The following is a 22,257-nucleotide window of genomic DNA, read 5'->3' on the forward strand; positions in this document are numbered from 1 at the left end:
CTTACTTCGGCAGCGGCGTTGCGACACCCTTGACGTGCCAGTTCATGGCGATGATGTCGCTGTCTGGCAGGGTTGCTCCGGCTGCCACGCCCTCGCTGCCGTCGGCCTTGGTGATCGGGCCGGTAAAGGGCGAGAAACTGCCATCGGCGATCTTCGCCTCGATCTCCTTGATCTTGGTCATCGTGTCTGCCGGGATATTCGGGTTCCAGTCGACGACTTCGACGACATTGTCCGCCATGCCGAGGAAGGCGTTTTGGCCCTTGAACGTGCCGGCGAGATGGGCGTCGACCGAGGCCTTGAAGAAGGGCGACCAATCGGTGGTGACGCAACCGAGATAGGTCTTCGGCGCATACTTCTTCATCGAGGAATTGAGGTTGAAGGCGTAGACGCCGGCCTCTTCGCAGGCCGAGATGACGGACGGCGTGTCCTGGGCGTTCGAGAAGATCACGTCGCAATCCTGCGCGATCAGCGCCTTGGCGGCTTCCTGCTCCTTGGCCGGATCGAACCAGGAGTTGACCCATACGACGGAGACTTCGATATTCGGATTGACGGCCTGGGCGCCGAGCGTGAAGGCGTTGATCGAGGTGATCAGCTCGGGAATGGCGAAGGCCGAGACGGAACCGAGCTTTCCGGTCTTGGAAAGCGTGGCGGCCGCCATGCCGAGCAGGTAGGTGCCCTGGAAGTATTTCGCGGCAAAGGGCGAGAAGTTCGGCGCCACCTGGAAGCCCGAGGCGTGAAGGACGCTGACCGAAGGATCGCGGCGGGCAATCTGAAGCGCGCCGTTCTGGTAACCGAACGAGCCGGCGATCAGGAACTTGGCTCCATCGGCCACAACCTTGTTCATGATGCGGTCGGCATCCGGGCCTTCGGCCACGTTCTCGATGATCGTGACCTTCACCTTGTCGCCATAGGCCGCCTTGACCGGTTCGAGACCGACGGCGAGTGCATGGGCCCAGCCGACGTCGCCGACGGGCGAGGGCACGACGAGCGCGATGCCGAGCGGCTCGTCGGCGGCGAAGGCGGAGCGGCTGGCGAAGACGCCGGCGAGGCCGGTCGCTGCGGCCGCCTGCATCAATGTTCTGCGGGTCAGGTTGGTCATGATTGCTGTTTCCCTCTTTTTGGCTTTTCAGATCGTTACGCTGGCGAGTGCCGCTTCGGCATCGGCGAACAGTTTTCCCTCGTCGAGGCCGGCGAATTCGCCGTTTTGCCAGACGATGCGGCCATTGATCATGGTCATGTCGGTGACGGAGCCGACGCCGACGCGCGGGATCAGGCTCAGCGGATCATGGCGCGTGCCGACATAGTCCATGCGGCGGGTGTCAATGGCGAACAGGTCTGCCGCCATGCCCGGCGCCAACCGCCCTATGTTTTTGCGACCCAGCAGGCTTGCACCGCCCGTCGTGCCGTAGGCGAGGAATTCGGCCGGCGGCGGTACCGGGTGCTTGCGGCTCGACGCGGCGAGACATTGCAGCATGTAGGCCGAATGCAGGCAGTGCATCAGGTTGGAATTGTCGTTGGAGGCCGCACCATCGCAGCCAAGCCCGACCCTGACGCCGAGAGCTGCCATGGCCGGGAGATCCGTAACCTCGGCACCAACCAGATAGACCGGTTCGGGGCAATGGGAGACACCGGTGCCGCTGGCCGCCATCCTGGCGAGCTCGTCATGGGTCAATTCCCAGCAATGGGCATAGAAGGTGTCGGGACCGGCAAAGCCCATTTCTTCGAGGTAATCGACGGTGCGAAGCCCGTGGCGGGCCTCCATCACCGGGCTTTCACCTTCGCCGACATGGGTGTGCAGGAAGACGCCCTTGTCGCGCGCAAGTGCCACCGATTCCACGAAGGTCTCGCGGTAGGAATTGACCGGCTGGCAGGGGGAAACCACCACCTGGCGCATGCTGAAAGGACCGGCGTCGTGATAGACGTCGATCAGGCGCGCGCAGTCGGCGATGAATTCGTCGGTGGTTTCGAGCATTTCGTCGGGGATGGTCGATCCTTCGGATTTCGGCAGTGTGTTGCCGCCCCGGCCGGCGTGGAAGCGCATGCCGAACAGGTCCGCGGCCTCGAACTGCCGGTCGACCAGCCGTTTTCCGGCATGGCGCGGAAAATTGTACTGATGGTCGAAGGCAGTTGTGCAGCCGTGCTTGATGAGCTCGGCCATGGCCGTGACCGATGAATGATAGAAGCAGTCTTCGGTGAGGCGCGAAAAGATCGGGTAGATGCGGTCCAGCCATTCGATGACCGAAAGCGCCGTCCAGTCGAGCTCGGCGTGATTTCGCACGAAGCACTGAAAGAAGTGGTGATGCGTGTTGACGAGGCCCGGATAGACGAACCAGCCGGTCGCATCCTTGACCTCGGTACCCGCGGGCATCGTCCGGGCGCCAAGATCCTTGCCGATTGCCTTGATTGCAGGACCTTCGGTCAGCAGGTCTACCTGGCGGTGGACCACCGGGCCGGTGCCGTCGTCGACGATGACGGCTGCACAGTTTTTGAGGAGATAACCGCTCATCTCATGCCTCCGCCACTTCAGGCTCGGGCTTTAGGTCGTGAAGACGGTGGATACCGGGCATTTCGATGAACCCGTCGAGCGACCGAAGCGCGCGCGACCAAAGGCGGATCATCGGATAGGGATCAAGCAATACATTGCCGTCCGGCGCGAGTGCCACATAGGGGAAGCAGGCGATGTCGGCGATGGTCGGACGATCGGCTGCGAGGAAGCGTTGTCCGCGTTCGGCCTGCTCGAACAACCCTTTCTCCAGCTCTCGCAAGGCCGCGATGCCCCTGGCTTGGAGGCTCTCGATGTCGCCCGGAACCAGCAGCATCTGGTGAAGGCGAGCGCCGCCGAGCGAGGAGGTCAGGCGCGCGGAAAAGGCGAGCCACTGCTGCGTCTTCGCGATTTCTTCGGCAGATCCATTGCCGAGCCAAGCGGGTGCCGCCTTGGCAGCCAGATAGGCGAGCATGGCGGATGATTCCGTCAAGAGCAGATCGCCGTCTTCGAGGATCGGGATCGTGCCTGCCGGATTGAGTGCCAGAATCTCTGCACCGCGGTGCTCGGCTCCGGGGTGGAAATCGACCGGACGCAGCTCGAGTTTGACACCTGCGAGGGCGGCCATGAGGCGCACCTTGTAGCAGCTGGGCGAAAGGACGTAGTCGTAAAGCTTCATTATTGCGCCACCAGTTGCGCGCCATAGGTATACTTGTGGCGCTTCAGCCAGCGCCGATATGCTACCGAGGTCAGGTCGGCCCGTGTCGGGATTTCCATGCCGGGATCGAGCGGCAGCAGGGCCGGGATCTGATTTTCCAGGATCGAGCGGTCCTGCAGGAAGATCGTCTGCTGGAAATGGATGAGATCCGTCATGGAAGACTCGTCATCAAAGAGCGCCATCCATGGCCATACGTCGCAGAGGTCTTCTGCGAGAGGCTGCACGAAGAGCGTGATGACATCCCATTCACCCGGTCGCGGCGGGCAGGTCTTGTAGAGGATCGAACAGGTCGGTGCCGGCACACGGTACATATAGTCGGTGGTGATGCCGCCCGCTGCCGATTTTGCCGCCTGGGGCTGGTAGAACTTCACTTGGGTCGCCCAGACTTCGTCTTCCTCCTCACGGATCTCGACCTTGTAATTTTCCACTTCGGTGTGTGGTTCGGAGCCGAGGATATCCGTATGGACGAAGGGGAAATGGGCAATGTCGAGGAAGTTCTCCACCGCTCTGAGCGGCGAGCAGCGAACACGGACCACACCGACCTCGACGAGGCGGCGGCCCGGCTGGTCCCCTTCGGGGATATCGAAGAGTTCGTGCGCCGGTGTGCCGAGTGAGGTCCAGACGTGACCGTAGCGCACGCGAACGGGAAGGGCGCGACCCTTGCCCTCCGTCACCGTCGCCGCGCCATTCGCATCGAGGGCAACCGTGATGGGCTCTCCCATCAGGATAGTCTCGTAATCCGCCTTGGCGAGCTGGCTGAACAGGGCGACCGGATACCATTCGTTCAGCATTCCCATCTTGCTCATGGTCGTGCTCCTTCCACGGCGAGCGCCTCCGCGCGGCGGCGCAGGGTTTCGGCGAAGCGCGAGGCAGCGATGCGCTCCCGGGACTTCGCCCGGCGGTCCAACAACACATGCATGAGCGTCTGGCCATCGGCCTGATCGGAAAGGAGAAGACAAAGGCCGTCCGCGGCACCGGCCGGCTTCAGCAGGCCATCGGCATCTGTGCTTGCACCCGCCGCAGCTTCGATTGCGGCAATGGTTGCGGAGACGGTCAGGGACCGGAGCGGTGAGAACCCCTCAAGGCGCGGCGGCTGACTTTCCGGCGCGCCTTTGCCGACCCAGACGAAGCCATCCTGTTCGACGACCGGGAAAGTCGCGACGCGGATCGTCTCCGGCGGCGTGAGGCCCGGATGGGCGGGGATGCCGAGACAGTTGCCTGCTTTTGCATAGCGCCAGCCGTGATAGATGCAGGACAGTGCCTCGCCACGGACGAAGCCGTGGGAAAGCCGCATGCCCCGATGCGGGCAACGGTCGGCGGAAGCGGCGGCCTGCCCGGAGGCACTGCGCCAAAGTGCGATGGTCTCGGCCCCGATCCGGGCCGGCATGACCGTTCTTGCCGGAAGATCAGCAGACAGTGCGACTGGCATCCATCTGTCCGTCGTGTCGGAGGGCATGTTAAAATTTCCTAAATCAATCAAAGGAGTAGAGGATGTGTTTGGTGCGCGTGTTCGGTCTTCGACCAGTCATCAAAAGACAAAGTTGCACAACTATTGCACATTGGCAATGAGTGATGAAAAAAAGCGCACAATGCCGGAGTCCGCGAGAGTTTAGAGGATGTGGTCGCTCGGCTTTTGCCGTTGGATGCTTTCTACCCAGACGTCGATCGGCCCCAGGATGCAACCTATTTCCATCATGTCTATCAGTTCTTCGCGGCCGACAAGATCGAGTTCTATCCTGCCTGCCGAGGCGTGCGTGATGGTGGAGGAAAGCCCCAGTTTCGATGCATGACGGCCGATCCAGGGAAGAAAGGAGTCCGGCAGGAGCTCTCCGAGGATCACCATCCGCTGCCTCTGCAATTCGACTTCTTGTTTCGCCATTCGTATCGTGTCCCTACGTTCAAGGGAAAGTCACAGGAAAATCACGCTCGATGCAAGCAGATTGCCGAGTTGCAGGTGGGGCAGGGCAGGTCGATGCTGTCGCTTGAGGCCGCGAAGGCCTTTGCATCGAACCTGGAATGGGCCATGGAGCGTCAAGGTACACGCCAGAGCGGCCAGGAGGATTGATGATGGTGAGTGGTTGGGACAAAAGTCGCCTGGACCAGAGAACGATTACGCCAGCAGGCCATGGACGAAGCTGCAAACCGCACTGCTCATCGTCGCCATCGCTGGGCTGTTTGCGGGCTTGAGATTGTTCGTTTTCGGATAGTCACCGTTTGTTCGTGCCTTTCGCCCCCACGCGCTGTCCTCGTCGATCGACGGCGGAGAAGTGGCTGGCATTTTCAATGAAGGAATCAGGCCTTCATGGGACAAGGGGGCGAACATCTCTCCGGCATCATCCTTTGCGAATGGCGCCTTTCGCCCTGAACACACTACGTCTCCTGCTTCCCATGCGCTCCCTGCAGTATGAATAAGCCAACGCCTGTGCTCCACCGTAGCATTGCGAAGAGAGGACGAGCCGATCAGGCCTGCGGATGACGCACCGCCAGTGAGAAAGTACGGTAACGTATCGGCGTCTGGCGGGCATTCTTATGGATGTTCATTCGGACGCTCCGGTGGATGCCGAAGCTTGGCAACTCCGGTCTCCCCGGTCCAGCCAAAATGGACAACCGCCCGAAAGCTCACAAGTAGAGAGACCGCTTACCACTATTGGTTCGCTATGAGCTGGGCCGTCCGCGCTGTGGAAACCGGCGTCGACACAAGCCTCATGAACTTCTGGAAATCGACGGTCGGATGGCGAGATGCGTAGATCACATCGCGGCTCTTGATCGGGAAATTCTGCCCGATGATGAGGCTGTCCGCAACCGACATATCGAAACGATAGACGATCGGGTATTTGCCTTCCTTGTTCGGCGCCATACCCTTCGAGAGAAGGTCATGGAACCGTTCGGGACCCAGTAGGTCCGAAACAATCTCCGGCTCTTCGTAACGGAAGACAAAATAGCCTTTCGCGTCGATACGTTCGTCGGCTCCACCCCCGGCCAAGGCGACTGCCTCGAGAAGGTTGACGTCGTTGGCGCCGAACGGAATACGTCCGTTCTTCCAGACTTCTCCGAGAGCGGTGAACGTGCGCGGGTCCTGAGTGACGAATATCTGATCCTTCGGCTGTACGTAGATGTTTTCCGATGGATTATCGATGATCGATTGCAGCAAGGCCGTGCCGGTCTTGTTGCCGCGTGTAAGCGTCACATAAGATTCGTAGGGCTGCGTGGCTGGACCGCCTGCCTTGGCAATCACCTCCATGATCGTTTCGCCGGAGAGCCCGAGCGGTACCATCGAGGGCTTGCCCACAGCACCGGAGACCGTCACGTTTCGAGACGCCGTGCTGGCACTCGTCACGATCACGTCAGGCTCAACAGCTTTGTTGACCAGTGCACTGAGAACGGCCTGGCGCGCCTGCTCCAGCGTGCGACCGGCAAAGACCACCTGTCCAACATAGGGGATGGCTGCCTTGCCGTCCGGCTGGACGACGATGTCGATGTTCGTCTGCTTGGAGTCGGAGGTCGAAAACAGGCCGTCGGAGCCTGCCTCGAAGATGGTTACGCGCAACTGATCGCCTACACCGATCACCGCGCTCTTCGCACCACCGCCAATGCCGAAACGTCGCTTGAGGAGGCCGACGGAAAAGTTCGCAACTGTCCTCGCCGTGCGAGCGTCCACGTCGACAACTTCGAATACCGCGGCATTGGCTCGGTGCGACTCGGCGATGGATCTGCCGGATTGGGCATTGATATCCGCTGCCAAAGGACCTGCGCCGGGAAGAGCCTGACAACCCGCCAAGCCAGCACAAACAACCGCCACAACAATACGTTTCAAACTAGGTCTCCCGACAAAGACGGCCCGAAGGCAGACTGCGTTCCCATAGCATAGGAAAATTCGCCATTTCCAGCCGGAAGGCACAAATAAGAATGCACAACCAACATTTTGTGAGCGGACGTATCCTCAAAGCCTCTTGTCATTAGCGCATTTGCCGATGAGTCGAAAATGCCTGATCGCCGGCGCAACGATGAATGCGCCAGGTCCAGGGACCCCACCAACATCGAGGGCCGGTTTTACGTACTCCCCTTGCGCCCGATGTTGTAGAGGTTTCCAGACTGGGATGTAGCAGCCGAAGCTGTTACGAAACCGTGAAGACGGTGTGCATCAATGTACCAAGACGGGATGCGACGCAGCGATCCTTACAGATGACCGCGCTATCCGTCGAGGCGATCACGCTTGAGCGTCGTGCGGCGACGTATCTCGCCGTCCCCTTTCTCGCTACGACCGAACCCGATGACTGCGGGGCTGCGGTGTCCGGACGGCGGTCCCGCCCAGCCACCAGGTCCCGAGTGCATCGAGGAGCGGCACGAGGGCCAGACCGGCAGGCGTGAGTCGCATTCAGCACCCGGTGAATAACCATCGAAAGCCGTTCGCTCGACGATACCGGCATCTTCGATGCTTTCTCAGTTCCAATGTGAGAATGCGGTGCGATACAGTCGGATTGTCGCGCCTAAGGCCGCTATTCGCCCATCCCGTGGTTTGCACGACTCTCGCGCCAAGGGCACCAAATCAGGTGCCCAGGTACGGGCCTACCCCATCTCTCCAAGCCTTGCAAATGCCGCCAGCACCGTGCGTTCGGAGCGTTCGAGATAGGCCTCCAGCGCGCGTGCCGCCTCGACCGACTTGCCCGCTTTCAGCTGCTCCAGGATCGTCGCGTTGAGGTCGACGTAAGGCGCGTGGAGAAACTCCGGATCCTCGAGAAGGCCGAAGCTCAGGCGCAGTTCGGCGGCGATCTGGCCGTAGAAGGCGTTGAGCCTAGTGCTATCGGCAAGGTCGACGATTGCCGCATGAAACGCCATGTTGGCGCTGCCGACGCCGACCCAGTCTTTCGCCTCGCGGCATTTCAGGGCTGCCTCGACGGCCGCGTGCATGCGCTGGACGGCCGGATGCTCCGGATAGGCCTGTTCGAGCGCCCGGCACTCGACCAGGCGGCGCACCCGGTAGATGTCGATGATCGAGGCCATGCTCGGCGTGGCGACGAAGACGCCACGGTTCGGCTCGTGCCGCAGGAGACCTTCCTTGGTGAGCAGGCGAAAGGCTTCCCGAAGCGAATTGCGCGAGACGTCGAGATTGTCGCTCAACGCTGCTTCCGAGAGCCGCTGGCCGGGCTTCAACTCGCCGGCGATCAGCCGCGCGCGGATCTGTTCGGCGAGCCGCTGTGCCAGGGTCAGTGCTGGATCGTGATGTGTCATCGGCCCCTTTCGGCGCGCACGCTGCGTTCTTCCGCCTCCTCCGGTCAACCCGCCCGCCCCCGGATGCCGCGCGCGTCCTGGACCTGCGGGTCCGCGCCTGTCGGGGCGACCCCATAGGGCAATATCCCCGAAGCGGCGGACGAGGCAAGGTCCGCGCCGCCCAAGCGGCAATTATGCGCAACATGAAGGCAGATTCTGCGCGTAAGCATACCATAACGCTCAACAAAATGACACAATGATGGAATCAAAAAAGAAAATTGTTCAACAATATTGACAGAATTGTGAAACGCGGCGACGCTGCGCCTGTCGAATACAGCAGACCGGCCCCACCTCCGTGCATGGGCGGGCCGTAATCATAAGGAGAGGGTTCATGGAACAGCATTCGATATCCGCAGGTGCCGGCCCGATGGCCGATGCTTCGCTCGCCACTCCGGGTAGCCAGTCGGCCAAGTCGCGTCGCGCTTCGCTCACCGCCGCCATCTTCCTGATGGCGACCTCGGCCATCGGCCCCGGCTTCATCACCCAGACGGCCACCTTCACGTCCAAGCTCGGCGCCGCCTTTGCCTTTGCGATCCTCGCCTCGATCGTGATCGACTTCGTGGTCCAGCTCAACGTCTGGCGCATCGTGACGCTGACGCGCATGCGCGCTTCCGACATCGCCAACGCCGCCATTCCGGGAACCGGCTACGTTCTCGCTGTGCTGGTCATCGTCGGCGGTCTCTTCTTCAATATCGGCAATATCGGCGGCTCCGGACTCGGCCTCAATGCCATGCTCGGCATCGACCCGAAACTGGGCGGGGCGATCAGCGCCCTGATCGCGATCGGCATCTTTCTCTCAAAGCGCGCAGGTGTCGCCATCGACCGGCTGATCATCGTCGCCGGCGTCATGATGATTGTCCTGACGCTCTATGTCGCCACCGTCTCCGGGCCGCCGGTCGGTGATGCGCTCTACCAGACCGTCCTGCCGGCCACGATCGATTTCGCGACTATCACCACCATCGTCGGCGGAACGGTCGGCGGTTACATCACCTATTCCGGCGCGCATCGTCTGCTCGACAAGGGAACGGTCGGGGTCGAGAATCTCGGCGCCGTGAACCGGGCCGCACTCTCCGGCATCGCGGTGACCGGCCTCATGCGCTACGTGCTCTTCCTCGCGATCATCGGTGTGGTCGCCAGCGGCATCGTCATCGATATTTCCGGCAAGGGCGCCAACCCAGCGGCACAGGCCTTCGAAGCTGCGGCCGGCAATGTCGGCCTGCGCATCTTCGGCGCCGTCCTGTGGTTCGCCGCCATTACCTCGGTCATCGGTGCGGCCTATACCTCGGTTTCCTTCCTCACCGCCTTCAAGCCGGACATCAGCGAGCGCGCCCGCAATCTCGCAACGGTCGTCTTCATCGCCGTCTCGCTCTTCTTCTACGTCGTGATCACCACGCCGCCGGCGCAGATGCTGGTCTTCGTCGGGGGCCTCAACGGGCTCATCCTGCCGATCGGCCTTTCGATCTTCGTCTATGCCGCTTGGGCGCGCTCCGACCTGATGGGCGGATACCGCTATCCGCGCTGGCTGCTCGTCCTTGGTGCAGCGGTCTGTGCACTCACCTGGTACATGGGTTACAAGTCGATCGGCCCGATCTTCGCGCTTCTGACGGCAACCGCATAAGGGGATTCTCGATGACCGCAATCGATCTCAACAGCGACCTCGGTGAGGGCTACGGCGCCTGGAAGATGGGCGATGACGAAGCGATGCTCGCCATCGTCTCCAGCGCCAATGTCGCCTGCGGCTTTCACGCCGGCGATCCCGCCGGCATCCTGAAGACGGTGAAGGCGGCGGCCGAGAAAGGTGTTTCGATCGGTGCTCATGTCTCCTATCCCGATCGCGTCGGCTTCGGCCGGCGCGACATGGATGTGACGAGCAGCGAGCTCACCGCGGACGTCGTCTATCAGATCGGGGCGCTCAAGGGACTTGCCGCCGTCGCCGGAACGACCGTCGGCTACGTCAAGCCGCATGGCGCGCTCTACAACCGCATCGCCCATGATCCGAAGCAGGGACAGGCCGTGATCGACGCCATCATGGCGGTCGATCCCTCGCTGGTCCTGATGGGGCTTGCGGGCTCTCCGATCCTCGACCTCGCCCGCAAGGCGGGGCTTCAGGTGGTGGCGGAGGCCTTTGCCGATCGCGCCTACCAGCCGGACGGCCAGCTCGTCTCGCGCCGGGAGCCGGGTGCTTTGCTGCACGACCCGCAGCTGATCGCCCGGCGCATGCTGCGGCTCGCCCACCAGGGAACGCTGGAAGCGATCGACGGCTCGACGATCAGGATCGATGCGCAATCGATCTGCGTTCACGGGGACAGCCCCGGCGCCGTTGCCATTGCCCGGGACATCCGCCGTGCCTTCGAGGCCGATGGCGTCCGCGTGCGTTCCTTCCTTGCGAACTGAGGGGAGGAGACCGGCATGATCTCTCTCGAATACCTACGCCATGTCGATGCAGGCCCGGCGCGGGCCGCGCGCGAACGCTATCGTGCCGGCGCCGTCGAGCTGACGTCCGGGGTGGCACCCGGTTTCACCCAGGCGAACATGATCGTACTGCCCCGCGACTGGGCCTTCGATTTCCTGCTTTACGCGCAGCGCAACCCGAAGGCCTGCCCGGTCCTCGACGTTTCCGATCCGGGTTCGCATGAGACGGTGCTCGCCCCCGGGGCCGACCTGCGCACCGACATTCCGCTCTATCGCGTCTGGCGCGGCGGCAAGCTGGCCGAAGAGACGCCGGATGCGACAGCGGCCTGGGCCGAGCACGCTGACCTCGTAAGCTTCCTGATCGGCTGCAGCTTCACCTTCGAAACGCCGATGATCGAGGCAGGCATCGAGATCCGTCACATCACCGATGGGTCCAACGCGCCGATGTATCTGACCGACCAGCCCTGCCGTCCGGCGGGAAGGCTCAGGGGCAACATGGTCGTGTCGATGCGGCCGATTCCGGCCTCGCGTGTTGCGGACGCCGCGACGATCTCCGGCCGCTTTCCCGCCGTTCACGGCGCCCCGGTGCATATCGGCGCGCCGGAATTGATCGGCATCGATGATCTCTCGAAGCCGGACTTCGGCGATCCCGTGCGCATCGAGCCCGGCGAGGTGCCGGTGTTCTGGGCCTGCGGGGTGACGCCGCAGGCAGCCGTCATGGCCTCCGGCGTACCGTTTGCCATCACCCACGCGCCGGGGCACATGTTCATCACCGATATTCCCGATTCCGCCTATCACGCCTGAGGTCCGCATGCGCTTTCTGCCCGTCAGCCTGACGACGATCCTCGTCGAGCTTGCCGATCTCGACGAGACGCTGGCCCTCTTTGCGTCCCTTCAGGCCGATCCGGTCGCCGGCATCGAGGACCTGGTGCCGGCCGCCCGCACGCTGATGGTCCGGTTCCGGCCAGAGCGGCTGAGTGCCGGCGAACTTGCCGCGGCGATCTCGGGTCGGGACCTTTCCGTCCGCGCCGCGCCTTCCGAGCACCTCGTCGAAATCCCCGTGCGGTATGACGGTGAGGATCTGGACGAGGTCGCGGCTTTGACCGGGTTCTCCGTCGAGGAGGTGATCCGCCGGCATACAGAAAGCGAATTCACGGTCGCCTTCTGTGGCTTTGCGCCGGGCTTCGGCTATCTGGTCGGCGGCGATCCGGCGCTCGAAGTGCCGCGGCGGCAAAGCCCGCGCACGCGCATCCCGGCAGGCTCCGTCGCGCTCGCCGGTGCCTTTTCCGGCGTCTATCCGCAGGCAAGCCCCGGCGGATGGCAGATCATCGGCACGACGCCCGAAAAGATGTGGGACCTTTCCCGCGATCCGCCGGCGCTCTTCCAGCCCGGATACCGCGTGCGCTTCTTCGATCTCGAAAAGCGCGACCGGAGCACGGCGGAAGCGGTAACGTCGGCCGCGACGACCGCGGAGAGGGCGTCGAACGAGACTGGGAGCGTACCCACGGCACCCGTGTTCAAGGTACTCACTGCGCCGATCCCCGCGCTCTTCCAGGATCTCGGCCGTTTCGGCCAGACGGGGCAGGGGGTCTCGGCATCGGGCGCCCTCGACCAGGGCGCGCTGAAAGCCGCGAACCGGGCGGTCGGAAACCCGCCCGGCTGGCCCTGCCTCGAAATCACCCTCGGCGGGTTCTCCTTCGAGGCAACCGGCCGCGCTACCATCGCCTTTGCGGGTGCACCTTGCCCGATCTTTGTCCGCGACGCGGCGGGCCGGGAGATCGACGCGGCCGGCTACCGGCCGATCGCGCTCGAACCGGGCGATGTCGTCACCCTCGGCCATCCGCCGGCCGGCATGCGCAGCTATCTTGCCGTCCGCGGCGGCTTCAGCGTCAAGCCGGTGCTCGGCAGTGCGGCGACCGACACGCTCGCCGTCGTCGGGCCCGAGCCGGTCGGGGCGGGTGCGGTGCTTACGCTTGCCGACGAGCGCGAGGGGCTGACGAGTGTGTCACTCACCGAGACGCCGGCCTTTGCGGCACCGAAACCCGGAGAGATCGTGACGCTCGACGTCGTTCTCGGGCCGCGTACCGACTGGTTCACCGAAGTGGGCCTCGCGAGCCTCACCGATCAGCTCTGGACGGTGACCCCGCAGTCGAGCCGTGTCGGCATCCGGCTTTCGGGCGACCAGCCGATCGAGCGCCGGGACAGTGCAGAGCTCCCGAGCGAGGGTACGGCGACCGGGGCGATCCAGGTACCGCACAGCGGCCAGCCGGTGCTCTTCCTCGCCGACCATCCGCTGACCGGTGGCTATCCGGTGATCGGCGCGGTTGCCGAATATCATCTCGATCTCGCCGGGCAGATACCGCCCAATGCGCAGATAAAGTTCCGGCCGGTCTCGCAATTCGCCGAGATCACGCCGACGGTCGGCCGAGCCGCCGCGGAAAGACAGTGAGGAGACACCCGATGAGAAAAGTCCTGATCGCCAACCGCGGCGAGATCGCCGTGCGGATCATCCGCGCCTGTCGCGATTACGGCCTGCAGTCGGTCGCCGTCTATGCCGACCCCGACATGGACGCGCTCTTCGTGCGGCTGGCCGACGAGGCCTACGGGCTTTCCGGCACCCGGCCGGCGGAGACCTATCTCGACATCGACAAGCTGATCGCGGTCGCCCGCCGCTCCGGCGCCGATGCGGTCCACCCGGGCTACGGCTTCCTCTCGGAGCGCGCGGAGTTCGCCCGCGCGGTGATCGAGGCCGGCCTCGCCTGGATCGGCCCCGATCCGCAGGTGATCGAGGCGCTCGGCGACAAGGTCGAGGCGCGGCGCATCGCAACGAGCGTCGGCGCACCGCTCGTTGCCGGCAGCGACGGCCCCGTCTCCTCAGCGGCCGAAGTCCTTGCCTTTGCCGAAGCGCACGGCCTGCCGGTCGCGATCAAGGCCGCCCATGGCGGCGGCGGACGCGGCATGAAGGTCGCCTGGAAGATGGAGGAGATACCCGAGCTCTACGAGTCCGCCGTGCGCGAGGCGACCGCCGCCTTCGGCCGCGGCGAATGCTTCCTCGAACGCTTCCTCGACCGCCCGCGGCACGTCGAGGCACAGGTCATCGCCGACAGGCACGGCAATGTCGTCGTGCTCGGCACCCGCGACTGTTCCCTGCAGCGGCGCAACCAGAAGCTCATCGAGGAGGCGCCGGCTCCGTTCCTGACCGACGCCCAGCGCGAGACGATCCACGAAGCCTCGCGCAGGATCTGTGCGGCGGCCGGCTATTCCGGCGCCGGCACGGTCGAGTTCCTCCTCGGCGTCGACGGCACCATCTCTTTCCTGGAAGTGAACACCCGCCTGCAGGTCGAACATCCGGTGACCGAGGAAACGACCGGCCTCGACCTCGTGGTCGAACAGTTCCGTATCGCCGAGGGCCTGCCGCTTCGCGTGACGGAGACGCCGGCGCCGCGAGGTCATGCGATCGAGTTTCGCATCAATGCCGAGGATCCCGGCCGCGGCTTCCTGCCGACGCCCGGCCGCATCGGCGCGTTCGTGCCGCCGTCCGGTCCCGGCATTCGCCTCGACAGCGGCGTCGAGACCGGTTCCTCGATCCCCGGCGTCTTCGATTCGCTGGTGGCGAAGCTCATCGTCACCGGCGCGACACGGGAGGAGGCACTCAAACGCGCCCGCCGGGCGCTGGCCGAGTTCCGGATCGAAGGCGTGACGACGGTGCTCCCCTTCCATCGTGCGGCCATCGAGGCCGAGGACTTCGTCGGCGTGGACGGCTTCAAGGTCCATACCCGCTGGATCGAGAACGAGTTCGCCGGACGGCTGGAGGCGGAAGCGCGGCCGGAGCCGGTCGCCGAGCCCGCGCTTGTCCGTACCCATGTCGAGATCGACGGACGCCGGCACGAACTTGCCCTTCCGGCAGTATTCTTCCAGGGTTTTGCGGCAGCACCCGCCGGCGGAAACGCACCGCAGACCACGCCCGCCGCGGACCCGTCCGTCCTCTCCGCGCCGATCGCAGGGACGCTGCAGGCCTGGAAGGTCGCCGACGGCGACACGGTGGAAAAGGGTGACCTGCTCGCGGTCATGGAGGCGATGAAGATGGAGACGCAGGTGACGGCAGCCCGGAACGGCACTTTCCGCATTGTCGCCGGAACCGGCAGCTATCTCGAAGCCGGCGCCACCCTCGGCCGCTACGAGGAGTAGAAGGCGGGCGGTGGCCGCGCTCTTCGTCGATGCCGCGCCGACCAGAGGCACCATGCCCGTCTGTTTACGGACGGTAAACAGTAATAGAACTATCTCGATTGTAGAGGGACGGTTTGCACGCAGAGATCGTGCATACCGGCTTGTATCAACGGTGACGCCTGTCTAGCGTGCTGCCAACGGTTGTGGCTGTTGGCCTCTCTCGTGGCATTACGCCCGTGGCCGGCGTCGTTTTCCTCGCCTCCGACAATGAAGGAGATACGAAGTAGGCAACGGATGCAGGCATTCAAGCTTGTCAGTGATGATGCAAGGTTCCTCTCGGCCACATCTCCTGCGGATCGCCTTTTTCATGTCGCGAAGGTACCCAGCATGAGATGCATAACAAGAGATTTGCAGTTAGCGCTCAGCCTGATTGTCGTCGCTGCCCTTTCGGGATGTGACATGTTGGGTTTTCACGAGTGGCAGTGGCGGCAGAAACTCACGGTGTCGGTGATGACGCCCGAGGGACTGAAGTCCGGCAGTTCGGTCACCTCGGCGCGTATCGAGTTTCCGCCCAAATGGACGGGCGTGGGCGATGCTGCCGGCATGCAACGCGGCGGCGTAACCGGCGAGGCCGTGGCTCTCGACCTTGGCGAGGGCCGCTATCTCTTCGCGCTGTTGCAGGGCTACACCGAATGGACGGCCTATACCGCCTTTTTCCCGGAACTGGAGGGAAAGGCGCTGCTAAAGAAAGAGATATTTCCCTATCTCGACCGACTGGTTGCCAACACCGGCCAGTCCCGCGACGTGCCTCGCGAGCACTATCCCCTGCTGGTGACCTTCGACGATATCGCTGATCCGACGAGCGTCAAACGAGTTGATCCTGCAAACTTCGAAGCCTCGTTCGGTCCCGGCTACAGGCTTAAATCCATCGCCATGAGTATCACCGACGAGTCGGTAATAGAGGGGAGAATCCAAAAGATGCTCGAGTGGCTCGGGCCATATCCTGAGCCGAAACTGAGTCCCGCGACAGGACGCACAACTGATATTCCGTTTTCCAGAAGCGTATCCCACGGCGATTTCATTCGGAGATAGATGATGCAAATTACTGAAGAACTGTTCTTGGCCATCCCATCTATGGACGCCTACAACCGTGGCTATGGGTTGGAATTGAAGACGGAATAACGGGGGTTGATGGAGAACTCGATGGATTAGGCGAAGCAGGCCATTGCATCGGGGACGCAACTGTAAAGGATGTCGATCTACCATCTGGTTCGGAAGCAGTCGGTTTCTACGCCGTCGCCTATGAATGGAACAGCCAGACCGTCATCTCCTATCGAGGCACCGACAACTACAGTGTCACCGACAGCGCGAGCGATGTCTACAATGGATGGCCGCTGGCGATCGGAAACCTGAACGCCCCGCAGGCAGCGCTGGCCACCGAATTTCTCGCCTCCGTTACCACCGAAGGGAACAAGGGCCAGGTGCGGTCACCGGCCTCGGGACTGAGGTGTTAGCCACGCATGTCCGTTGCTCCTGTTCGCGCTTGCGATATCAGGCCGCGCCGAGTGGCGGCCCGGTGAATGTCAGACCGAAACGTGCGCCGATCGCGGCCACCTGATCCATGTCTTCGGGGATACGGCAATCGTGTTCGGCCATTCCTATGGGGCGGAGAACCATCTGTCTCTCCATCGTTCAACAGGAAATCTCATCGCACGTCATGTCAGGCGGATTGTTCGAGGCCTTGGCTGACCGTGGCCCGTTCAGGCACCTCCGCCGCTTTCCGACTACGGAAGACCACCACTGCAAACAGAAGCATCGACGCGAGGGTGAGAACCGAGCCGACCTTGGCCAGCAACTCGCCTGCACCCGAAAGTGCCATGGCTATTCCCGGGACGATCAGCACCACCCCAGTGGTGGCCACGGCGAAATGCACCTTTGCCAGTACATGTTCGCCGGCCGCGGGAACGAGGTGATAGTAGATGCCGAAGAGGGCGAGCGTCACCCAGCCAACGAGATTGAGGTGGGCGTGGGCTGCCGCCAGCCTGTGGTCGCCGGTCGCGGCCATGACGATGCCCCAAATCATTCCGAGCGTCACGTAGACGACCGCCGTCATGAAAAACCAGAAGGAGATGCCGCGCATGTCCGTTGCTCCTTTTCGCGCTTGCGATATCAGGCCGCGCCGAGTGGCGGCCCGGTGAATGTCAGACCGAAACGTGCGCCGATCGCGGCCACCTGATCCATGTCTTCGGGGATACGGCAATTGTGTTCGGCCATTTCGGCAAAGAAGCCTTCGAAGCCGCCGGGGGTCATGATGGTGAGCATTCGGGCCGGCAGATCGCCGACAACCCGGAACGTGTGTTCCGTTCCGCGCGGAACGAAGACGATGCTGCCCGGACCTTCCAGTCGCCTTTGGCCATTCATCCAGAACTCCACTTCGCCGGACTGGACGTGAAAGGTCTCGTCCTCGCGATTATGGATGTGGCGGGGAGGGCCGTAGCCCGGCTGATCGAGGCTTTCGAAGATGCCGACGCGCGTCTGCGTCTGCTCCGCCGTCAGGGAGATCCTGTAGGTCGTGCCGAGCCACTGGACGCTGTAGGGTACCGAACGCGCAACCATCGAAGCCTCCCGCCGTCGTGTCATCGTGATCGATGCGGGAAAGCGTGCCAGATTGGAATCTATAATTGAAATCGATAGTTGTTATAGAATAAATTCGTCGAATGAATTTATCGAGCTTCGACCTCAATCTTCTGCGGGTGCTCGATGCCCTGTTGCACGAGCAATCCACCGTGAAGGCCGGCGAACGCATCGGCCTTTCGCAGCCGGCCGTCTCCTCCGCGCTCGGTCGTCTTCGCCATGCCCTGAACGATCCGCTCTTCGTGCGAGAGGGGCAGCGTCTCGTGCCCACGGAATATGCAAGAAGTCTCGAATTCCCTCTGCGTCACATTCTGGACGATGTCGAGGCGCTCCTTGCCGGGCCTGCCAGCTTTGATCCGGCGAAGGCCGAGCAGAGCTTCAAGATCTCCGGCTCGGACTTCTTCGCGGAAATGCTGATGCCCTCGCTTGCGAACGCGCTCTCGCGGCTGGCGCCGAAGATCCAGGTGCAACTCGTCGACCTGGTGCCTGACAATTATGTCGGGACGCTCGAAAGGCACGGCATCGACCTCGCTTTTGTGCCGAAGATCGACTTTCCGACCTGGACCGACAATGCGCCGGCCTTCCGGTCCCGCTTCGTGATGATTGCGCGCAGAGGGCATCCGCGGCTCGAGCCGGCTGAAGTCAGAGAAGGCGAGATTGTGCCGATCGGCCTCTTTTGCGATCTCGGTCATGTGGTGTTCTCGCCCGAAGGCAAGCTAAAGGCCATGGGTGATGCGGCGCTCGCACGGATCGGGCGGGAACGGCGCGTCGTCATGACCATGCCGGTCTTCGGAGGAGTCATTAATGCTGTCGCGGGCAGCGATCTCGTCGCGCTCTTGCCGGAGCAGCTCGCGCGCAAGGTGGCTCCCCGTCTGGGCCTCGCCATCTACACGCCACCCATGCCGATCAATCCGGTTCTCATCTGCATGATCTGGCACAGGCGCAACACCAATCACCCGACCCACCGCTGGCTGCGGGACCTGGTTCTGGAGCTTCTTGCCCCCCTGAACGAAGACGAGGAACGGACGTAGGCCAGCGTTCGAGGAAGGCGATGCGTGTCCGTTGTCGAGTTCTGTGGACGGCCATCCCAGAGGAGACCGTGACCTCGGCTATGTCCTCCTGCTACACCCAGTATCCGTGGCTGTTCGGGACGACTGAACCTTACGGTTAGAAGTTGGAAAATAACCTTGCAATTCTGGAATTAAATTCCATAAATACAAGGATGATCCGTAGAAGAAAAGCCGTACAGCTTCTCGAGCTGCTAAACACCAACCCAGCCGTTGCGCTTCTCGGCCCGAGGCAGGTTGGAAAGACCACGCTCGCCCTTGAGATTGGCGAAAGCCGGTCTGCGGTCTATCTCGACCTCGAATCCGACGCCGACCGGGCAAAGCTTGCAGAACCCGAACTCTATCTTTCGAATTTCGAGAATCAGCTCGTCATCCTGGACGAAGTTCACCGGGTCCCGGATCTGTTTCGGAGCCTGCGGGGGCTAATCGACCGTGGTCGTCGCAAAGGTATTCGTACCGGCCGCTTCCTCCTGCTCGGATCGGCATCTATCGATCTGTTGAAACAATCTGGCGAAACCCTCGCAGGCCGTATTGCGTATCTCGAACTCGCACCGATTGATGCGCTTGAGGTAACGGAAGGTGACCTCCAAAATCTATGGCTCCGGGGAGGCTTTCCGGACAGCTTGCTTGCCGCGAGCGATCGGATCAGTCAGCGCTGGCGCCAGGATTTCATCCGGACATACCTCGAACGCGATATCCCGATGCTGGGTCCCAGGATTGCGGCCGAGACATTGCGACGTTTCTGGACCATGCTCGCTCACCATCAATCGGGCTTGTTGAATGCAGCGGAATTCGCGCGATCCCTCGGCGTCGACGGCAAGACGGTGTCTTCCTATCTCGACCTGATGGTCGACCTGCTTCTGGTCCGCCGACTTGAGCCCTGGCACAGCAATGTCGGCAAGCGACTGGTCAAATCCCCTCGCATCTATGTTCGAGACTCCGGCCTCCTTCACACGCTTCTTGGACTGGAAGGCCTGGATGACCTCCTTGGTCATCCAGTGAGCGGAGCTAGCTGGGAAGGCTTTGTGATCGAGACTCTAATTTCCGCTATGCCTGAGGGTTCTCTGCCGCACTTCTATCGCAGCTCCGCCGGCGCCGAGATCGATCTGGTTCTAACGCTGCCTCGTCAACGGCGGTGGGCAATCGAGATCAAGAGAAGCCTCAGTCCAAAAGTTGAACGCGGTTTCCATCACGCGTGCGAAGACATCCATCCCGAGCGACGGATCGTTGTCTATCCCGGTCGTGATGCTTACCCACTCAGCGCTCAGACCGAGGTTCTTCCGTTACGTCAACTGGCAACCGAACTTGCCGAACTCGGGCAATGAGATGATGTCGAGCGGGCGAGGATCTTCGACGGTCGCAGCGCAGGTGTGATTGTTCCGGGTCTGATCGTATGTTCAGCGCTCTTCGAGCTCCGCCGGCAAGTACTCGGCTTCTCACCCCGTCCCGCGCTTTCCATCCACCCGTTGAAGGAGGGCCAGCAAGCCCTCGAGCAGGCGGGTGGGCGAGGGCGGGCAGCCGGGGATATGAAGGTCGACCGGAACGACGTCGGAGACGCCGCCCGTCACCGCATAGCTTCCGGCAAAGCAGCCGCCATCGCGGGCGCAATCACCGACGGCGACCACCCATTTGGGGGCGGGCGTTGCGGCATAGGTCCGTTCCAGCGCCTCGCGCATGTTTTTGGTCACCGGGCCGGTGACGAGCAGCACGTCGGCGTGGCGCGGCGAGGCGACGAAGCGAATTCCGAAGCGCTCGATGTCGTAGAAGGCGTTGTTGAGCGCGTGGATTTCGAGCTCGCAGCCGTTGCACGATCCGGCATCGACCTCGCGGATGGAGAGGCTGCGTCCGAGCCTGCGGCGCGCCGCCTCATCGACGGCACGGGCAAGCTCTTCGGCTGCGGCATCCGAAGGTGCCGGGCCCTTCTCGGTTAGCGGTTTCCGCAGGAGGCTCTCGAAGAGAAGTTTGCGCATGGCTTCCATCCCTCCCTAGAGATCGTGGCCCGAATAGGAACAGTTGAAGGACTTGTTGCAGAGCGGGAAGTCGGCGACGATGTTGCCTTCGATTGCGACCTCAAGCAGCGGCCACTGGAACCAGGACGGGTCGCGCAGGTGACACCGTTCGACCGTGCCGTTCGCCGCAAGCCGCAGCCAGACGAAAATGTCGCCGCGAAAACCCTCGACGAGGGCCGCGCCCTCGCAAGTCATTCCGAGGTCCGGCACGGGAACCGCGATCGGTCCATCGGGCAGGAGGTCGAGCAGTTGCTCGATCATGGAAAGGCTCTGCTCCACTTCGCGGATGCGGACCCAGACCCGCGCGTTGACGTCGCCCTCGGCGAAGACCGGGACGTCGAAAATGAGCCGGTCATAGGGCGTGTAGCGCAGCACCTGGCGCGCGTCGAAGCCGCGTCCCGAGGCGCGGCCCACATAGCCGCCGGCGCCAAACTGTCGTGCCAGTTCCGGCTTCAGGATGCCGGTCGTCACCGTCCGGTCCTGCAGCGAGGCGGTGTTGTCGTAGAGTTCGACGAGATGCGGGAAGCGTCGGCGGATCTTGGTGACGAGCGCCCGGATCGCGGTAATCCCGTCGCCTTCGAGGTCGGCGGTCACGCCGCCCGGCACGATGCGGTCGCGCATCAGCCGGTGGCCGAAGGCGGTCTCGGCGGCGCGCAGCACCGTCTCGCGCAGCACGCCGCAATGGGCGAGCATCAACGCGAAGGCCGCGTCGTTGCAGATCGCCCCGATGTCGCCCAGATGGTTCGCCAGCCGTTCGAGTTCGGCCATCAGCGCGCGCAGCCAGACGGCCCGCGGCGGGGCCCCGAAACCGATCGCCGCCTCCACGGCTTTCGCGAAGGCAAGACTGTAGGCGACCGTGCTGTCGCCGGAGGTCCGTCCGGCAAGCTGCGCCGCGCGGCCGATATCGGCACCCGCCATCAACCCCTCGATGCCTTTGTGGACATAGCCGAGCCGCGCCTCCAGCCGGACGATCGTCTCGCCGTTCGCGGTAAACCGGAAATGCCCCGGCTCGATGATGCCGGCATGGACGGGACCGACGGGGATCTGATGCAGGCCTTCGCCCTCCGCGGGCAGGAAAGGGTAGGCACGGCCGGTGTCAACCGCCGGCCCCGCTTCGCCGAGGGGCGCGCGAACGCCCCAGCGCCCATGGTCGAGCCACGGCCGCGGATCGGGCAGGCCGACAGGCTCCAGTCCGAAAAGGTCGCGGATCGTTCGTTCGAGTCGCATCGCCGGTGGATGGTGGCACGCGACGGAAGGATAGCTGCCGGTCACGCCTTCGAGGCTCACGACACCGATTGTTCCCGGTTCCTCGAAGAGCGCCATGTGCACGGCCTTCGCCTCGCCCCAGAGGCCCAGCAGCGTCCAGCGTCCCGCGGCGAGCGCTTCGGCCGCGGCGAGCCAGCCCGCTTCATCGACGACAGCCCGTGCGAACGGGTGATGTTGTTCGACCATTCGGCCTTCTAGGAGGAATTCGGCGAGTGTTGTCACGACGATCTCCCT

At 63.1% G+C, this 22,257-nt stretch carries 21 protein-coding genes; 8 read left to right on the forward strand and 13 right to left on the reverse strand.

What is annotated here, in order from left to right; all coding sequences use genetic code 11:
- Position 1: 1 nt before the first annotated feature.
- From NHF53_RS02960 to NHF53_RS03000, 8 genes are all read right to left on the reverse strand, one after another.
- Positions 2 to 1,099 carry a BMP family ABC transporter substrate-binding protein gene (locus NHF53_RS02960; protein ID WP_252833034.1) on the reverse strand — a complete coding sequence of 366 codons (1,098 nt, stop codon included), beginning with the start codon at positions 1,097 to 1,099 and terminating at the stop codon, positions 2 to 4.
- 27 nt (positions 1,100 to 1,126) lie between these two features.
- Complete coding sequence (locus NHF53_RS02965; protein WP_252833035.1) at positions 1,127 to 2,506, reverse strand: amidohydrolase; 1,380 nt, start codon at positions 2,504 to 2,506, stop codon at positions 1,127 to 1,129.
- A 1-nt stretch (position 2,507) separates the two neighbouring features.
- Entirely contained in the window at positions 2,508 to 3,161 is a 654-nt protein-coding gene (locus NHF53_RS02970) for a glutathione S-transferase family protein (protein WP_252833036.1), read from the reverse strand.
- Positions 3,161 to 4,006: an aromatic ring-hydroxylating dioxygenase subunit alpha gene (locus tag NHF53_RS02975; RefSeq protein ID WP_252833037.1), complete on the reverse strand. Its 846-nt coding sequence runs from the start codon at positions 4,004 to 4,006 to the stop codon at positions 3,161 to 3,163. The genes NHF53_RS02970 and NHF53_RS02975 overlap by 1 nt, the downstream gene beginning before the upstream one ends.
- Positions 4,003 to 4,656 (reverse strand): Rieske 2Fe-2S domain-containing protein, encoded by a 654-nt coding sequence (locus NHF53_RS02980; protein ID WP_252833038.1) that lies wholly within the window; start codon positions 4,654 to 4,656, stop codon positions 4,003 to 4,005. Before NHF53_RS02980 ends, NHF53_RS02975 begins: the two co-directional genes overlap by 4 nt.
- 153 nt (positions 4,657 to 4,809) lie before the next feature.
- Entirely contained in the window at positions 4,810 to 5,079 is a 270-nt protein-coding gene (locus tag NHF53_RS02985; RefSeq protein ID WP_252833039.1) for an acylphosphatase, read from the reverse strand.
- 765 nt (positions 5,080 to 5,844) lie between these two features.
- On the reverse strand, positions 5,845 to 7,014 hold the full coding sequence (locus NHF53_RS02990) for a polysaccharide biosynthesis/export family protein (protein WP_252834893.1): 1,170 nt from the start codon (positions 7,012 to 7,014) through the stop codon (positions 5,845 to 5,847).
- 752 nt (positions 7,015 to 7,766) lie between these two features.
- Complete coding sequence (locus NHF53_RS03000; protein ID WP_252833040.1) at positions 7,767 to 8,429, reverse strand: GntR family transcriptional regulator; 663 nt, start codon at positions 8,427 to 8,429, stop codon at positions 7,767 to 7,769.
- Positions 8,430 to 8,799: 370 nt separating this feature from the next.
- Here NHF53_RS03000 and NHF53_RS03005 point away from each other — a divergent pair, with 370 nt between their 5' ends.
- From NHF53_RS03005 to NHF53_RS03030, 6 genes are all read left to right on the forward strand, one after another.
- Positions 8,800 to 10,086: an NRAMP family divalent metal transporter gene (locus NHF53_RS03005; RefSeq protein WP_374590997.1), complete on the forward strand. Its 1,287-nt coding sequence runs from the start codon at positions 8,800 to 8,802 to the stop codon at positions 10,084 to 10,086.
- An 11-nt stretch (positions 10,087 to 10,097) separates the two neighbouring features.
- Positions 10,098 to 10,862, forward strand: coding sequence for a LamB/YcsF family protein (locus NHF53_RS03010; RefSeq protein ID WP_252833041.1), 765 nt, complete (start codon positions 10,098 to 10,100; stop codon positions 10,860 to 10,862).
- Positions 10,863 to 10,877: 15 nt separating this feature from the next.
- A complete protein-coding gene (locus NHF53_RS03015; protein ID WP_252833042.1) occupies positions 10,878 to 11,684 on the forward strand; it encodes a putative hydro-lyase in 807 nt (268 codons plus the stop codon).
- Positions 11,685 to 11,691: 7 nt separating this feature from the next.
- Positions 11,692 to 13,329, forward strand: a complete 1,638-nt coding sequence (locus NHF53_RS03020; protein WP_252833043.1) for a 5-oxoprolinase/urea amidolyase family protein — start codon at positions 11,692 to 11,694, stop codon at positions 13,327 to 13,329.
- An 11-nt stretch (positions 13,330 to 13,340) separates the two neighbouring features.
- A complete protein-coding gene (locus NHF53_RS03025) occupies positions 13,341 to 15,068 on the forward strand; it encodes a biotin carboxylase N-terminal domain-containing protein (RefSeq protein ID WP_252833044.1) in 1,728 nt (575 codons plus the stop codon).
- 273 nt (positions 15,069 to 15,341) lie between these two features.
- Entirely contained in the window at positions 15,342 to 16,139 is a 798-nt protein-coding gene (locus NHF53_RS03030) for a hypothetical protein (protein ID WP_252833045.1), read from the forward strand.
- A 459-nt stretch (positions 16,140 to 16,598) separates the two neighbouring features.
- Here the strand turns inward: NHF53_RS03030 and NHF53_RS24055 are convergent, their stop codons facing one another.
- The 3 genes from NHF53_RS24055 to NHF53_RS03040 are packed head-to-tail and all read right to left on the reverse strand — an operon-like array spanning position 16,599 to position 17,663.
- Positions 16,599 to 16,724, reverse strand: a complete 126-nt coding sequence (locus tag NHF53_RS24055) for a hypothetical protein (protein ID WP_256481251.1) — start codon at positions 16,722 to 16,724, stop codon at positions 16,599 to 16,601.
- A 43-nt stretch (positions 16,725 to 16,767) separates the two neighbouring features.
- Positions 16,768 to 17,187 (reverse strand): hypothetical protein, encoded by a 420-nt coding sequence (locus NHF53_RS03035; protein WP_252833046.1) that lies wholly within the window; start codon positions 17,185 to 17,187, stop codon positions 16,768 to 16,770.
- Positions 17,188 to 17,216: 29 nt separating this feature from the next.
- On the reverse strand, positions 17,217 to 17,663 hold the full coding sequence (locus NHF53_RS03040; protein ID WP_252833047.1) for a cupin domain-containing protein: 447 nt from the start codon (positions 17,661 to 17,663) through the stop codon (positions 17,217 to 17,219).
- A gap of 101 nt (positions 17,664 to 17,764) precedes the next feature.
- On the opposite strand from NHF53_RS03040, the gene NHF53_RS03045 reads away from it, so the two are divergent.
- Positions 17,765 to 18,712, forward strand: a complete 948-nt coding sequence (locus tag NHF53_RS03045) for a LysR family transcriptional regulator (protein WP_252833048.1) — start codon at positions 17,765 to 17,767, stop codon at positions 18,710 to 18,712.
- Between the two features lie 191 nt (positions 18,713 to 18,903).
- Positions 18,904 to 20,073 carry an ATP-binding protein gene (locus NHF53_RS03050; RefSeq protein ID WP_252833049.1) on the forward strand — a complete coding sequence of 390 codons (1,170 nt, stop codon included), beginning with the start codon at positions 18,904 to 18,906 and terminating at the stop codon, positions 20,071 to 20,073.
- Positions 20,074 to 20,184: 111 nt separating this feature from the next.
- On the opposite strand, the gene NHF53_RS03055 is transcribed toward NHF53_RS03050, so the two are convergent.
- The gene (locus tag NHF53_RS03055) at positions 20,185 to 20,718 is read right to left on the reverse strand and encodes an NADH-quinone oxidoreductase subunit B family protein (RefSeq protein WP_252833050.1); all 534 of its coding nucleotides are present in this window, start codon (positions 20,716 to 20,718) and stop codon (positions 20,185 to 20,187) included.
- Positions 20,719 to 20,733: 15 nt separating this feature from the next.
- Positions 20,734 to 22,245 carry an NADH-quinone oxidoreductase subunit C gene (locus tag NHF53_RS03060; protein ID WP_252833051.1) on the reverse strand — a complete coding sequence of 504 codons (1,512 nt, stop codon included), beginning with the start codon at positions 22,243 to 22,245 and terminating at the stop codon, positions 20,734 to 20,736.
- Positions 22,246 to 22,257: the final 12 nt, after the last annotated feature.

This window comes from Ciceribacter sp. RN22 (genome assembly GCF_024054295.1).
In the GTDB taxonomy this organism is placed as follows: Bacteria; Pseudomonadota; Alphaproteobacteria; order Rhizobiales; family Rhizobiaceae; genus Allorhizobium; species Allorhizobium lividum.